The sequence below is a fragment of the Mesorhizobium sp. LCM 4577 genome, assembly GCF_001854795.2.
Lineage (GTDB): Bacteria > Pseudomonadota > Alphaproteobacteria > Rhizobiales > Rhizobiaceae > Mesorhizobium > Mesorhizobium plurifarium.
The window spans coordinates 425,447-440,008 of sequence record NZ_MDDU01000024.1 but is presented as its reverse complement, the minus strand read 5'-3'; the positions used below and the strand labels follow the sequence as shown (position 1 = coordinate 440,008).

Below are 14,562 nucleotides of genomic sequence, written 5' to 3'. Positions count from 1 at the left end.
TCCTGCGATACACCTTACAGTGTAAGATTAGTGGATGATAATATGGTGCCGAAGGTTGTCAAGCAGGATTAGCGGCACCTTACAAATCCGTGAGTTGGAATCACGCTATCGTGAGGCTAAGCCTGTCTTCCAGGGCTTTCGAATGACGATTCACTTTTGCCTCGGCAGGGGCCGGGGCGTCGGGAAAAGGATTGAGATGACCGACGTCTGCACTCAAGGGTTGGATACCGGCTTTGTCGGCCTGGGTTATGCCAAGGTGGCATTTCTGGGCATCGTGCAAGGCATCACCGAATTGCTGCCGATCTCGTCGACCGCGCATATGCGCATCGTGCCGGCCGTGCTCGGCTGGCAGGACCCAGGCTCGGCCTTCTCCGCCGCAATGCAACTGGCGGCGCTGGCGGCGGTGGTCAGCTATTTCTGGAGCGACGTCAGGGACGTGCTGTTCGGATCGATCTCGGCGATCTCGCGCCGCGATTTCGGTGACCGTTATTTCCGCCTCGCGATCAGCATCGTGCTTGCCACCGTCCCGATCGTCATTGCGGGCCTTGCGCTTTCCGGCGTGCTCAACGCCTGCAATTCGCCGCTGCGCGGGCTCGCAGTCATCGGCTGGGCCTGCATCGCCATGGCCATCCTCTTGGCGCTCGCCGAGATTTTCGCCAGCCACAAGCTCATGCTGCGCCAGGCATCGATCCTCGACGCGCTGCTGGTGGGCATCGCCCAGGTCGGCGCGCTTATTCCCGGCGTCTCGCGCTCGGGCTCGACGCTGACGGCGGCGATGGGGCTGGGCTTTGCCCGGCCGGAGGCGGCGCGCCTGTCCTTCCTGCTCGGCTTGCCGGCCATCGCGCTGGCCGGCCTCAAGGAGCTCTATGAACTGCACAAGGTGCATCTCGACGCGCATGGCTGGTCGATCCTGGCTGTCGGCCTCGTCGTCGCCTCGATCTCAGCCTTCTTCGCCATTTGGGGACTGATGCGGGTGCTCGAACGCTTCTCCGCCTGGCCGTTCGTCATCTATCGCGGTCTGCTCGGCGTGGTGCTGCTGATCGGCGTCGCCACCGGCTGGCTCACCTAGGGTGTGTCGATATTCAGGTGAGGCCCGGCCTGCAAATGGCGGCTTCCTGCGCTTCCGGTGCTCACGTACTTAAGTACGCTCCGCTCCGGTTCTCGAAAGCCACCATTTTCGGCTCGGCCTGACCTGAATCTCGACACACCCTGCCTGGCCTGGAGGCCGCCACGCCATCCGCTATTTCTTCGGGGCTCTGATGGATCTAGTGACGCTGCTGCAATCGGTGCCTTTGCTGGCAACGCTGGTGAAATCGGCGGTGCCTGCCGCGGTCGGCGCGGGCATGGGCCTTGGCCAGTGGCTGGCGGCGCTGCCGCCCTGCCGCAACCAGACCTTCGAGAACGCGACCTACCTGGTCTGCGAGACCGATCCGAAGCATTTTTCCATCGAACTGTTCTGGAAAGACAAGGACGGCGAGCTCTACCGGTCTCTGCACAATCTGCGCAGCGCACAGCAGGCGACGGGGCGCACCATGCTCTTCGGCATCAATGCCGGCATGTATCATCCGAACCTCGCGCCGGTCGGGCTCTATGTCGAACACGGCGAGCAGGTCACGCCGGCGAGGACCGGATCGGGAACCGGCAATTTCTCCATGCAGCCGAACGGCATCTTTTATCTCAGCGCCGGCAAGGCCGGCGTTCGCGCGACCAGGGATTACCTGAAGCGTCCGCCGCGCGTGGACTACGCAACGCAGTCCGGACCGATGCTGGTCATCGACGGCAAGCTGCATCCGAAATTTCAGGCAAACGGCACCTCGCGCAAGATCCGCGACGGCGTGGGCGTGCGCGCCGACGGCGTCGCGGTCTTCGCGATCTCCGACGACGTCGTGACCTTCCACGAATTCGCGCGGCTGTTCCGCGACGAGCTCGGCTGCCCGAATGCGCTCTTCCTCGACGGCTCGATCTCGAGCCTTTATGCGCCCGGGATCGGCCGCAACGACGATTTCTGGAATCTCGGGCCGATGATCGGCGTGTTCAGGCGGTAGCCGACCGTCTTCGGCGTCATCTCGAATCATCCGATCGCGCCAAAGGTAAATTTTGATTCAAACTTTGTTGGTAATTTCTCATTAGGAATGGGGTTTCCGGCGGCGTTGTTCCTGCCTTCGGTCTGTTTTGTCTCGCGTACAGGTCAAAGATGCGGATTTTTGGCGTCGTCAGTTTCGTGCTCGCAGCGCTTTGCCTTGGCGGCTGCTCGTCCACGTCGGGCGTCGATGCCTTGCAGTTGCCGTCCAACGAGACGACGAGCTCGGTCGTGCGGCCGAGCGCGCCGGTGTCGAAAGGCGTGAAGACCGCCGTAAGGGAAAAGACCGTCGAGACCGCGTCGATGTCGGGCATGGCGCGCATCACGCCGCCGGCGCCGCTGCTTGACGAAGGTAACGCGGGCGCTGACGACGAGAATTCGCGCCCCTTCGGCCTCGCCGAGGAGGAGACGGTGAACTTCCCGGCGACCGATCTGCCGGACAGCGTCGAGCCGCCGGTGCAGGAGGCAGCGCTCGTCTCGCCGCCGAAGCGGCTGTCGCGCGCCGCGCCCGCCATGCTCGCCAGCCCGGTCACCCGCTATGCGTTCCGCGATGCCAAGCCGATCAATTTCGGCCGCTCCTCGCCGCGGCATCTCGCCGTGCATGGCGTCGACGTCTCGCGCTGGCAGGGCAACATCAACTGGGAAAAGCTTCGCGCCCAGGGCGCCAACTTCGCCTATATCAAGGCGACCGACGGCGGCGACCATCTCGACCCAATGTTCATGAAGAATTGGCGCAACGCCGATGCCGCCGGGCTGAAGCGCGGCGCCTATCATTTCTTCTACTGGTGCCGCACGGCCGGCGAGCAGGCCGACTGGTTCATCCGCAACGTGCCGAAGGTCGACGGCGCGCTGCCGCCGGTCATCGACGTCGAGTGGAACGGCGAATCCTCCTGCAAGCGCAGGCCATCGCGCGACAAGGTGCTGGAGAAGATGCAGGTGTTCATGGACAAGCTGGAGCGCCATTACGGCCAGCGTCCGATCATCTACACCAGCCCCGACTTCTATCGCGACAACCTGCGCGGGGCCTTCTTGGATTACCCGTTCTGGCTGCGCGCCGTGGCGGCGCATCCGTCAAAGGTCTATCCCGGCCGCAAATGGCTGTTCTGGCAGTATTCGGGCTCCGGGCTGTCGCATGGCGTAAGCGGCCGCATCGACCTCAACGTCTTCCACGGCGACGAGCGCCAATGGCGCGCCTGGCTGGGCGGCGGCGGGCAGATGGTGGCCGACGCGGATTAGGCGCTTCTCCTTCTCCCCAAGGGAGATGAGCGGACGCCTCGCAATGCGCCGTCGTCATACTCGGGCTTGACCCGAGTATCCATGCCGTGACCTTTGTCGTAGCGTGCAACGGCGCAGAATTCTGGACCGCTGCAACGCGTTCATATCACGGCATGGATTCCAGGGTCTTCGCGCGTCGCTTCGCTCCTTGCTCCGCCCTGGAATGACGAATTTGGAGGGGGCGTCGGCACATCACCCCTCGTTGATCATCGCCTCGATGTTGTAGCCGTCGGGATCGAGCACGAAGCAGGCGTAGTAATGCTCGGCATAGTCCGGGCGCGGCCCCGGGCGCGCCATTGTCCGCTGCGCCCGCTTCGAGCGCCGCGCGGTAGAACGCGTCGACCTCGGCCTTGCTCTTCACCCGGAAGGCGACATGCAGATGGGTGAGCGGCGGCGTCTCGCCCGTCCGCTGGATCTCGAACAGGCAGCCTTTGCCGACATCGAAGGCCCAGAACACGCTCTCCTTGCCGAAGGACAAGCTGTAGCCCAGGGGCGCAAAGGCTCTCTCATAGAAGAGCTTGCTCTTGGCGAGGTCGCCGACTTCGATGGTGATGTGGTCGATCATGACGAATATCGCGGACGCTCAGATGAGCCGACCGCAACGATTTTTCAAGCCAGCAAGCCAACCTCAAGTCGACGCACGTTGCGGGCTCGCCTTGTGTCCCCAAAAAACAGCAAGAGTTGTGACCTCAGTTTGGATGGGCGAGCCTTTTGGATCTTCGGGAATGATTCCGTGACCCCCTTGAGCCAACTCCTGTCTAACACCGTATCGGAGTAGTTCTGTCGAACTCTTAGCCTCTTAATGTGGTTGAGAACACGATTTGCTTGGCCATGTGTCAGCCTACTTGATTTCGCAAGTTCCCCCACTCCGGTGAACTTCTTGAACTCTGAGAACGGGTAAAGAAAGCAGAGCGCAAACATGGTGGCTTGCCATTCAGCGCTGTGAGCGAAACCTGCTCCCTCGACTCTCTGCTGATAAGGTTCTGCAGCACTGTTTAGCCCAAGCGCTGCGTATCGATGATGCAGCAAAAGGTGCCCAACCTCGTGCATGATTATTTCCGCCGAAAACATGCATCCGTTAGACGCGCCTTCGTAAATGCTATCTGAGACGACTATTCCCAGCGGATCCTCGGAGACGAATGCCCGCGCGCTTCCCATCTTATTATCCGACTCGATGTGAACATATAACCCTGGAAATAGCTTTGGTAGGTCAATCTCAATAAAACGAATTATATCAAACGTCCCTTTGTTTGAGTTTGAAAGTTCTTTTCGGACCCATTCGGCCAATATGCGAATTTTGTTGGCCGAAGCACCTCTGCTAATAAATACATCGTCCATTGTTAAGCACCATATCGGGGCTGGGTAACACGGGTGATTTTGTAGGTCGGATCCTGCTCTGCGAGCGCTAACTCGACTTCAGTCTTGTCGAGCTCAAGTATGTCCATCACCAAGAGCACATAGTGGGCTGGCGGCGATTTTTCTCCGCGCTCGATACGAGATATGTCGAGGGGGGATGTCCCTACTAACTTCGCTAGCTCGGGCCTTGTCATAGTCATCGCACTGCGCCCTTCGGAGCAAAGACGTCCGAAGGGCGTGAGGCGATAGGGATCCGAGCTAAGCGGAGTATTCATTGGGGTCGATCAGCTGCACCCGCTCGTCGAACCACAGGTGTCGCACTTCTCGCAGGTGCCGTTCCGCACCATGGTGAAGTTGTGGCACTCGGAGCATTCGTTGCCGGTGTAGCCCTGGAGCAGCGACTGCTGGCGCCTTGTCGCGGCGAGCTTCTTCGCTTCGGCCGCCTCGTTGGCGGCGGCGTCGGTGAACAGAGCCTCGGCGCCGCCGGCGGCCTCAGCTTCTTCTTCCACCATGTCCTCGGCCAGTTCCCGGGCGCGCTCCTCATAGTCGCGCTTGTAGGCGAGCGCCTCGTCGCTGGCCGGCTTCAGCGCCAGCACGTTGGAGCCGGCGAAGGCGGTCGGCGCCGCGCGGGCAGGGGCCGGCGTCGACGTTGAGCCGCCAAAGCCCTTCGGCTCGCTGCCGATGCCGCTCACCAGCTTCACCGGCGAGGCGCCGCGATAGAGGCCCTTGGAGAAGGGCGTCGCTTTGCCTTCGGTGATGCCGCGGCCGAGCGCCGTCTTGTCGAAGTCCGACTGGTCGACATGGGCGAGGTCGTGGCGGCCGAGATAGGAGACGGCCAGCTCGCGGAACACGTAGTCGAGGATCGACGTGGCGTTCTTGATCGCGTCGTTGCCCTGCACCATGCCGGCCGGCTCGAACTTGGTGAAGGTGAAGGCCTCGACATATTCGTCGAGCGGCACGCCGTACTGCAGGCCGAGCGAGATCGCGATGGCGAAGTTGTTCATCATCGCGCGGAAGGCAGCACCTTCCTTGTGCATGTCGATGAAGATCTCGCCCAGGCGGCCGTCGTCGAACTCGCCGGTCCTGAGATACACCTTGTGGCCGCCGACGACGGCCTTCTGCGTGTAGCCCTTGCGGCGGTTCGGCAACTTCTCGCGGTCGCGGTAGAGGCGTTCCACCACACGCTCGACGATCTTTTCCGTCACCTGCACGGCGCGCTGCGCGGCGGGCGCGGCGATGAACTGCTCGACCGCCTCGTCCTCATCCCCGTCGTCATCGGCGAGCAGCGAGGCGTTGAGCGGCTGCGACAGTTTCGAGCCGTCGCGATAGAGCGCGTTCGCCTTCAGCGCCAGCTTCCAGGACAGCATATAGGCGTTCTTGGCGTCCTCGACCGTCGCCTCGTTCGGCATGTTGATGGTTTTGGAGATGGCGCCCGAGATGAAGGGTTGCGCCGCCGCCATCATCAGGATGTGGCTGTTGATCGACAGCGAACGCTTGCCGATCTTGCCGCACGGGCTGGCGCAGTCGAACACCGGCAGGTGTTCGGCCTTGAGGAAGGGCGCGCCTTCGAGCGTCATGGCACCGCAGACATGGATGTTGGCGGCGTCGATGTCCTTCCTGGAGAAGCCCAGCGCCGGCAGCATCTCGAAGGAAACGTCTGAGAGCTGCTCGTCGGTGAAGCCGAGCGTCTCCTTCACCCAGTCGGCGCCCAGCGTCCACTGGTTGAACACGAACTTGATGTCGAAGGCCGACTTCAGCGCCGCGTTCAGTGCCGCGATCTTCTCGTCGGTGAAGCCCTTGGCCTTCAGCGAGGACGGGTTGATGCCGGGCGCCTGGTTGAGGTTGCCGTGGCCGACGGCATAGGCCTCGATCTCGGCGATCTGGCTTTCGGAATAGCCAAGCGTCCTCAGCGCCTCCGGCACGGCGCGGTTGATGATCTTGAAATAGCCGCCGCCGGCGAGCTTCTTGAACTTCACCAGGGCGAAGTCGGGCTCGATGCCGGTGGTGTCGCAGTCCATGACGAGGCCGATCGTGCCGGTCGGCGCGATCACGGTCGCCTGCGCGTTGCGGTAGCCATGCTCCTCGCCGAGCTCGATGGCGCGGTCCCAGGCGGCGCGGGCATGCTCGGCCAGCGCCTGCTGCTTCAGGTCGGCAGCGACCAGCGGCACCGGGTTGACGGCAAGCTTCTCGTAGCCGTCCTTGTCGCCATAGGCGGCGCGGCGATGGTTGCGCATGACGCGCAGCATGTTCTGGGCGTTGCGATCATAGTCCGGGAAGGCGCCGAGTTCGGAAGCCATCTCGGCCGAGGTCGAGTAGGCGACGCCGGTCATGATCGCGGTGAGCGCGGCGCAGATCGCGCGGCCCTCGTCGGAGTCGTAGGGAATGCCCGAGGTCATCAAGAGGCCGCCGATATTGGCGTAGCCGAGGCCGAGCGTGCGGTAGTCGTAGGAGAGCTTGGCGATCTCCTTGGATGGGAACTGCGCCATCATCACCGAGATCTCGAGCACGACGGTCCATAGCCGCACGGTGTGCTCGTAAGCGGCGATGTCGATCGTGCCGTCTTCCTTGCGGTAGGGCAGGAGGTTGATCGAGGCGAGGTTGCAGGCCGTGTCGTCGAGGAACATGTATTCCGAGCACGGGTTGGAGGCCCGGATCGCACCGGCCGACGCGCAGGTGTGCCAGTCGTTCATCGTCGTGTTGAAGTGCAGGCCCGGGTCGGCCGACGCCCAGGCGGCGTAGCCGATCTTTTCCCACAGGTCGCGCGCCTTCAGCGTCTTCAGCACCTTGCCGTCCTTGCGGGCGGTGAGCTGCCAGTCGCCATCGGTCTCCACGGCGCGCAGGAAATTGTCCTTCAGCGACACCGAGTTGTTGGAGTTCTGGCCGGAGACGGTGAGGTAGGCGTCGGAATCCCAGTCGGTGTCGTAGGTCTTGAACGACATCGAGGTGTAGCCCTGACGGGCGAACTGGATGACGCGGTAGATGTAGTTCTCCGGCACGGCGTCCTTCTTGGCCGCCTTGATCTCGCGCTTCAGCGCGGTGTTCAGCGCCGGGTCGAAGCAGTCGTCGCCATCGCCTTCGCAATTGACGCAGGCCTTCATGATGGCTTCGAGGTGCTTCTTGACGATCTTCGAGCCGGTCACCAGCGAGGCGACCTTCTGCTCCTCATTGACCTTCCAGTCGATGAATTGCTCGATGTCGGGATGGTCGGCGTCGACGATGACCATTTTTGCCGCGCGGCGCGTCGTGCCGCCCGACTTGATGGCGCCGGCCGCGCGGTCGCCGATCTTGAGGAAGCTCATCAGGCCGGACGAGCGGCCGCCGCCGGAAAGCTTCTCGCCTTCGCCGCGCAGCATCGAGAAGTTCGAGCCGGTGCCGGAGCCGTATTTGAACAGGCGCGCCTCGCGCACCCACAGGTCCATGATGCCGCCCTCGTTGACGAGGTCGTCCTGCACGCTCTGGATGAAGCAGGCATGCGGCTGCGGGTGCTCGTAAGCCGACTTCGACTTGGTCAGCTTGCCGGTGAAGGGGTCGACATAGAAGTGGCCCTGGCTCGGGCCGTCGATGCCATAGGCCCAGTGCAGGCCGGTGTTGAACCATTGCGGCGAGTTCGGCGCGACGCGCTGGGTGGCGAGCATATAGGCAAGCTCGTCGCGGAAGGCGCGCGCGTCTTCCTCGGATTTGAAATAGCCGCCCTTCCAGCCCCAATAGGTCCAGGTGCCGGAGAGGCGATCGAAGACCTGGCGGGCGTCGGTCTCCGAACCATAGCGCTCGGCCTCGGGCAGCTTGGCGAGCTCGGCCTCGTCGGCAACCGAGCGCCACAGGAAGGAGGGGACGTCGTTCTCCTCGACCTTCTTCAGGCGCGCCGGCACGCCGGCCTTGCGGAAATATTTCTGGGCCAGGATATCGGCCGCGACCTGGCTGAATTGCGCCGGCACATCGATGTTGTCGAGGCGGAACACCACCGAGCCGTCGGGATTCTTGATCTCCGACAAAGCCTTGCGGAATTCGATCTCCGCATAGGCTGATTGCTCTGGCTTGGTGAAGCGACGCTCGATGCGCATTGGTCCGGTCCCTTTGTCTCTATATATAGCGCTTTTCCCCGGGGATTTCTGCCCCACATGGCGAAAAGCACGGTCCGCCGTTTGCCGGCATCGCGGTGACGCCGGCATTCTCCTCGTCGCGGGCGCCGCCATGCAGACAGCAAAACACCTGGCCGGACATTTGCCCGGGCTGCAGGCCGACCCCCGCGGGTCCCTCAACTGAAACTTTGGTCGATTCCCTCGGAAGAGGGAGGTTCACACTATCTAGGGTCCAGCCTGCCTGCAAACGCTAAATATAGTGTTAACAGATCATTTTTTCCAGGCCGACAATTCTCCCTTTCGCCCACCCAAGCCATAAAGATCCCAACGCTTCCGCCGGCCTCGTGAACGGGCGGAAATGTGGGCAAAACGCACAAAATCCGGGAAAAAAGACCGGCCTCTAAACTCTCCGGTCACGCCCGCAACAGGAGCGCATGGCCCATAAAAAGCGACTCGTTCCGACCCGTCAAGGATTCGTTTTTGTAGCTTTTGTGACCCCAACATCTTGTGTGTCACACATGTGGATAACGGGGACATAACAAGCCCGGGTTTGCAGGCACTTGACGCCGTTTGTCAGGCCGCCAGGAAGCCGTGTCGGGCAGCGGCTTTTCATTTTAGCTGGCTTGCACTATCTGTTGCGTTCGCGCGGGGGCGCGCCTTGTCAACACCAAAAGCATCCGCTACGCCCCGCTCATGACAGTTACCGTACGTTTTGCTCCATCGCCGACCGGCCGCATCCATATCGGCAATGCGCGCACCGCGCTGTTCAACTGGCTTTTCGCCATGAACAACAAGGGTCGTTTCATCCAGCGCTTCGACGACACCGATATCGCCCGCTCGAAGCAGGAATATGCCGATTCCATTCTTTATGACCTGCATTGGCTGGGCATCTTCCCGGACGTCACCGAGTACCAGTCGCGCCGCTTCGAGATCTATGACGCGGCGGTCGAGCGGCTGAAGGCGGCTCGCGTGCTCTATGCCTGCTACGAGACGCCGGAAGAGCTCGACCTGCGCCGCAAGGTGCGCCGCACGCGCGGCCTGCCGCCTGTCTATGGCCGCGAGGCGCTGACGCTGACGCCGGAGCAGGTGGCCGAATACCAGTCGGACGGACGCAAACCGCACTGGCGCTTCCTGCTGCCCAACTTCACCAGCGATCCGCTGCAGCCGGAGCGCACCGAGGTGCATTGGAACGACCTTGTGCGTGGCGAGGAGACCGTCGATCTCGCCTCGCTGTCGGACCCCGTCCTGGTGCGCGAGGACGGCACCTATCTCTACACGCTGCCTTCGGTGGTCGACGATATCGAGATGGGCGTAAGCCACATCATCCGCGGCGACGACCATGTCACCAACACCGGCGTGCAGATCGCCATCTTCAAGGCGCTCGGCGCCGAGCCGCCGATCTTCGGCCACCATAACCTGCTCACCACCGTGTCGGGTGAGGGGCTGTCGAAGCGCACCGGCGCGCTGTCCATCGAAAGCCTGCGCGAGGACGGCATCGAGCCGATGGCGGTCGCCTCGCTGGCCGTGCTCGTCGGCACATCGGAGAATGTCACCGCCGCGCACGACCTCAACGAGCTTGCCGGCCATTTCGACCCGGCGGCGACCTCCAAGTCGGCCTCGAAATTCGACCCGGACGAGCTCTTCGTGCTCAACCGCACGCTGATGCATCATATGCCGTTCGAGGAAGCGCGCGACCGGCTGATGGTGCTGGGCATTTCCGGCGACAAGGCCGAGCCGTTCTGGCTGGCGGTGCGCGGCAATCTCGACCGCCTGTCGGACGCGGTCGCCTGGTGGCGCATCCTGAACGAGGGTCCGCAGGAGCCGGCCGACTTTTCCGGCGAGGACCGCGACTTCCTCAATCAGGCGTTCGAGCTGCTGCCGGAGGAGCCGTGGAACGGCACGGTCTGGAAGGACTGGACCGGCAAGATCAGGGAAGCCACGGGGCGCAAGGGCAAGCCGTTGTTCATGCCGCTGCGGCTGGCGCTTACCGGGCGGACTTCGGGGCCGGAGCTTTCAGATCTATTGCCGCTGATGGGTCGGGAAGGAACGCTGGCCCGACGACCCTGACCTTGCGCTGATCCGGCGGCAGCGCCGAGACCGGCGACACCGGTACCTTGGTGGTCAGCCGCTTGATCGCGTCCAGGTCGAGCCCGCCTTCGGCATTGGCGAGCGTCTCGGGATCGGCGCCCGGATCGGGCTTGGCCGCCGGTACGGGAATGAAGGGCGCTGCCCCGCCGTCCGGTTGCGACTGTTCGGGATTGGGCGGGTTACCGCCGATGATCGTGAAATTGCCGGCCTGGGCGTTGCACCCGCAACTCGGCGGGCGCGAGTAATTGGCCTGCTTGTAGAGATAGGCGGTCGGCAGCTCGCTGTAGGGTTGCCCGGTGACCGAGGAGGTCATCGATCCCGAATCGTCGTCCATTCCGCGCGAATAGAAGACCTGCATCTCGGTGCCGGGGCAGCTCGATTCGCAGTTCTTCTGGTCGCGCTCGAAATCGCCGACGGAGGCGGCGTTGGACATCGGGAAGAAATAGCCGTCGCAGGTGCGCACGCACATGGTGCGGAACCCGCCGCCCAACCTGGGCAGGTCCATGCCGTCCGGCTGGTTGATGATGCGGCGGATATTGCGCACGCTGGGATCATCGGCAGGTACGTCCGCCGCGTCCGGCATGTCAGGGGCATCGGGCGTTTCGAGCTGCTGGTCCTGGCGCCCGAAAAGCTGCTCGAACAGATTGCCGCCGCCATTGTCGCGGGAAGCCTCCTCCTGAAGCGGCGCCCGGCGGAGCGGGGGCTCGTCGCCGCGGCAGCCATTGGCATCGAGCGCCGCCAGGATGCGGCTGCGGTCGCGCCGCGTGCCGCCGCCGGCGGATAGTCGCTCGCGCTTGGCCTGCAACGTGTCGAGATTGGCGTTCATCCGCTCGATCGAGGCGTTGATCGCCGCGCATTGGCTGACATTGCGCGAAAACAGCGTGAAGCCGCAATTGGCGTCGCTTGCCCGGCCGCGGGCCTTGGCCAGTTGCTCGCGCTGGCGCTGGATGGCATCGTCATATTTGCGCACGATGCCGGGCCCCCCGCCACCGCCGCGTGCCGCGGCGAGCTCGGCTTCGAGTTGCCTGCATATGCGAGAAGCCGCCTGGGATTGCGTGACGGCGAGAGCTGAACCTGCAAGCGCTGCAAGCAGCGCCGCAAGATGCATCAGCTTCAACCCCTTCATCCGCCTGGAATCCCGATTGCCCTTGGCCGGAAACTACCGCGTTCGTGGTTAACTGTTCCCTAGTCTGCACCGGTGCTTGGTGCGCCGCCTCAATTCAGATCGACAAGCGCCTGCGCCTTGTGCGCGGCCTCGACCACGGCCAGCGCGGTCATGTTGACGACGCCGCGCGAGGTCACCGACGGCGTCAATATATGCGCGGGCTTGTCGGTGCCGAGCAGGATCGGTCCGACATGCAGCGCATCCATCATGGCGCCCAGCGCCGTCAGTGTGATGTTGGCCGAATCGAGGTTCGGGAAGACCAGCAGATTGGCTTCGCCCTTCAACCTGGAATGCGGATAGACGCGCTGGCGCAGATGTTGCGAAAGTGCTGTATCGGCATGCATCTCGCCGTCGCATTCAAGGTCGGGCGCGATGCGCGCCAGGATCGCGGCGGCCTGCCGCATCTTGAAGGCGCTCGGCGCGTCACGCGAACCGAAATCCGAAAACGAGAGCAGGGCGGCCTTGGGCTCCAGGCCGAAACGCCTGATCTCCTCCGCCGCCAGAACTGTCATCTCGGCGATCTCCTCCGCCGTTGGATCGATGGAGACATAGGTATCGGTGAGAAAGACGATGCCCCGCTGCGAAATCAACATGGAGAGCGTCGACAGATCGCGATCCTTGACGCCGGCGCGCGGCCCTATGATCAGCGAGACATTGCGCAAATGCCGCTCGAAGCGACCTTCGAGCCCGCATATCATTGCATCCGCGTCGCCACGCCTCAGCGCGAGCGCCGCGATCACCGTATTGTTGGTGCGCACCATGGTGCGGGCGGCTTCCGTCGTCACGCCGCGCCGGCCGGCAAGCTCGATCAAAAGGTCGACATAGTGGCGGTAGCGCGGATCATCCTCTGGATTGATCAGGGCGAAATCGACGCCCGGCCGGATGCGCAGGCCGTAACGCTTCAGGCGCACCTCCACCACATGCGGGCGGCCGATCAGGGTCGGTTCGGCAATGCCTTCCTCCAGCACCACTTGTGCTGCGCGCAGCACGCGCTCGTCCTCGCCGTCGGCATAGATGACGCGCTTGGTGCTCGATGTCTTGGCCGAGGAGAACACCGGCTTCATCACCAGGCCGGAGCGGAAGACGAAGCGGTTGAGCTTGTCGATATAGGCGGCGAAGTCGGCGATCGGCCGCGTCGCGACGCCGGTGTCGCAGGCAGCCTTCGCCACCGCCGGCGCGATGCGCAGGATCAGGCGCGGATCGAAGGGCGAGGGGATCAGGAAATCGGGACCGAATATCGGCGTCTCGCCGGAATAGGCGCGTGCCGCGACATCGGAAGGCTCCTCGCGGGCAAGGGCGGCGATCGCCCTGACCGCCGCCATCTTCATCTCCTCGTTGATGGCGCTGGCGCCGCAGTCCAGCGCGCCGCGGAAGATGTAAGGGAAACAGAGCACGTTGTTGACTTGATTGGGAAAATCCGAGCGGCCGGTGCAGATCATGGCGTCCGGGCGCGCGGCGCGCGCCACTTCCGGCATGATCTCCGGATTGGGGTTGGCCAAAGCCAGGATCAGCGGTTTCGGCGCCATGTGCTGCAGGAGCTCCGGCTTCAGCACGCCGGCGGCGGAGAGGCCGAGGAAAACGTCGGCGCCGGGAATGACATCGGCCAGCGTGCGCGCCTCGGTGTCCTTCACATAAGGGTCTTTCCAGCGATCCATCTCCTCGACGCGGCCCCTGTAGGCGACGCCGAAACGGTCGGTGACCCAGATGTTTTCCACCCTGGCGCCGAGCGAGACCAGAAGGTTGAGGCAGGCAAGTGCTGCCGCACCCGCGCCCGAGGTGACGATCTTGATGTTGGAAATCGCCTTGCCGGCCAGTTCCAGCCCGTTGAGCACAGCGGCGGCGACGATGATCGCCGTGCCATGCTGGTCGTCGTGGAAGACCGGAATGCCCATGCGGGCCTTGAGCGCCTCTTCGACCTCGAAACATTCCGGCGCCTTGATGTCCTCGAGGTTGATACCGCCGAAAGTCGGCTCGAGCGCGGCCACCGTCTCGACCATGCGCTCGATCCCGGGCGCGTCGATCTCGATGTCGAAGACGTCGATGCCGGCGAATTTCTTGAACAGCACCGCCTTGCCTTCCATCACTGGCTTGGAGGCGAGCGGGCCGATATTGCCGAGTCCGAGGACCGCGGAGCCGTTGGAGACGACGCCGACGAGATTGGCGCGGGCGGTGTAGTCGGCGGCGGTCGCCGGATCATCGCGGATCTCGAGGCAGGGCGCGGCGACGCCCGGTGAATAGGCGAGCGCCAGGTCGCGCTGGTTGCCGAGCGGCTTCGTCGCCTGGATCTCGAGCTTTCCCGGCTTCGGGTGCTTGTGGAAGAAGAGGGCGGCCTCGTCGAGGTCCGACCGGGCCGGTTTCTTGTTCTCGCCGTCCATTGCGGCCCCTCCCTGCGATGCTGGTTTGGAGCCTTTTAGCATGCGCCCGCGATTTTTCGCGACCGCAAATCGCAGGCTCCGGCTTCACAATGCCGGAGCGCAAATAATCTACCGATTCCAGCTGGTTGGCTGGAGAGCCTCAGG

At 63.4% G+C, this 14,562-nt stretch carries 8 protein-coding genes and 3 pseudogenes; 5 read left to right on the top strand and 6 right to left on the bottom strand.

The annotated features are described in order from the left end of the window. Positions 1-196: 196 nt before the first annotated feature. The 4 genes and pseudogenes from LCM4577_RS23775 to LCM4577_RS23760 all read left to right on the top strand — a co-directional run. The gene (locus LCM4577_RS23775) at positions 197-1,069 is read left to right on the top strand and encodes an undecaprenyl-diphosphate phosphatase (RefSeq protein ID WP_040981195.1); all 873 of its coding nucleotides are present in this window, start codon (positions 197-199) and stop codon (positions 1,067-1,069) included. A gap of 190 nt (positions 1,070-1,259) precedes the next feature. Further along, positions 1,260-2,045 (top strand): phosphodiester glycosidase family protein, encoded by a 786-nt coding sequence (locus tag LCM4577_RS23770; protein WP_071073720.1) that lies wholly within the window; start codon positions 1,260-1,262, stop codon positions 2,043-2,045. A 149-nt stretch (positions 2,046-2,194) separates the two neighbouring features. Beyond that, a pseudogene (locus LCM4577_RS23765) lies at positions 2,195-2,333 on the top strand (muramidase); the annotation flags it as partial. A 119-nt stretch (positions 2,334-2,452) separates the two neighbouring features. Further along, positions 2,453-3,316 (top strand): annotated as a pseudogene (locus LCM4577_RS23760) (GH25 family lysozyme); the annotation flags it as partial. Between the two features lie 231 nt (positions 3,317-3,547). On the opposite strand, the pseudogene LCM4577_RS23755 reads toward LCM4577_RS23760, so the two are convergent. The 4 genes and pseudogenes from LCM4577_RS23755 to LCM4577_RS23740 all read right to left on the bottom strand — a co-directional run bounded on the left by LCM4577_RS23755 (position 3,548) and on the right by LCM4577_RS23740 (position 8,772). Then, a pseudogene (locus LCM4577_RS23755) lies at positions 3,548-3,920 on the bottom strand (VOC family protein). A 44-nt stretch (positions 3,921-3,964) separates the two neighbouring features. After that, entirely contained in the window at positions 3,965-4,693 is a 729-nt protein-coding gene (locus LCM4577_RS23750) for an ImmA/IrrE family metallo-endopeptidase (RefSeq protein ID WP_131803506.1), read from the bottom strand. A gap of 2 nt (positions 4,694-4,695) precedes the next feature. Continuing rightward, positions 4,696-4,905, bottom strand: a complete 210-nt coding sequence (locus tag LCM4577_RS23745) for a helix-turn-helix domain-containing protein (protein ID WP_371410071.1) — start codon at positions 4,903-4,905, stop codon at positions 4,696-4,698. A gap of 90 nt (positions 4,906-4,995) precedes the next feature. Next, complete coding sequence (locus LCM4577_RS23740) at positions 4,996-8,772, bottom strand: vitamin B12-dependent ribonucleotide reductase (protein WP_071073714.1); 3,777 nt, start codon at positions 8,770-8,772, stop codon at positions 4,996-4,998. 711 nt (positions 8,773-9,483) lie between these two features. On the opposite strand from LCM4577_RS23740, the gene gltX reads away from it, so the two are divergent. Further along, a complete protein-coding gene (gene gltX / locus LCM4577_RS23735; protein WP_071073712.1) occupies positions 9,484-10,857 on the top strand; it encodes a glutamate--tRNA ligase in 1,374 nt (457 codons plus the stop codon). Here the strand turns inward: gltX and LCM4577_RS23730 are convergent. Further along, positions 10,775-12,004 (bottom strand): DUF2865 domain-containing protein, encoded by a 1,230-nt coding sequence (locus LCM4577_RS23730; RefSeq protein ID WP_071073711.1) that lies wholly within the window; start codon positions 12,002-12,004, stop codon positions 10,775-10,777. The two genes, gltX and LCM4577_RS23730, sit on opposite strands and share 83 nt — an antisense overlap. Positions 12,005-12,093: 89 nt before the next feature. Then, positions 12,094-14,418 carry an NADP-dependent malic enzyme gene (locus LCM4577_RS23725; RefSeq protein WP_071073709.1) on the bottom strand — a complete coding sequence of 775 codons (2,325 nt, stop codon included), beginning with the start codon at positions 14,416-14,418 and terminating at the stop codon, positions 12,094-12,096. Between the last annotated feature and the right edge of the window lie 144 nt (positions 14,419-14,562).

Excerpts from the sequence above, each read along its gene's own strand:
- LCM4577_RS23745 (WP_371410071.1), bottom strand. The coding sequence starts at position 4,905 with ATGACAAGGCCCGAGCTAGCGAAGTTAGTAGGGACATCCCCCCTCGAC.
- LCM4577_RS23725 (WP_071073709.1), bottom strand. The coding sequence starts at position 14,418 with ATGGACGGCGAGAACAAGAAACCGGCCCGGTCGGACCTCGACGAGGCC.
- LCM4577_RS23740 (WP_071073714.1), bottom strand. The coding sequence starts at position 8,772 with ATGCGCATCGAGCGTCGCTTCACCAAGCCAGAGCAATCAGCCTATGCG.
- LCM4577_RS23770 (WP_071073720.1), top strand. The coding sequence starts at position 1,260 with ATGGATCTAGTGACGCTGCTGCAATCGGTGCCTTTGCTGGCAACGCTG.
- gltX (WP_071073712.1), top strand. The coding sequence starts at position 9,484 with ATGACAGTTACCGTACGTTTTGCTCCATCGCCGACCGGCCGCATCCAT.
- LCM4577_RS23750 (WP_131803506.1), bottom strand. The coding sequence starts at position 4,693 with ATGGACGATGTATTTATTAGCAGAGGTGCTTCGGCCAACAAAATTCGC.
- LCM4577_RS23775 (WP_040981195.1), top strand. The coding sequence starts at position 197 with ATGACCGACGTCTGCACTCAAGGGTTGGATACCGGCTTTGTCGGCCTG.
- LCM4577_RS23730 (WP_071073711.1), bottom strand. The coding sequence starts at position 12,004 with ATGAAGGGGTTGAAGCTGATGCATCTTGCGGCGCTGCTTGCAGCGCTT.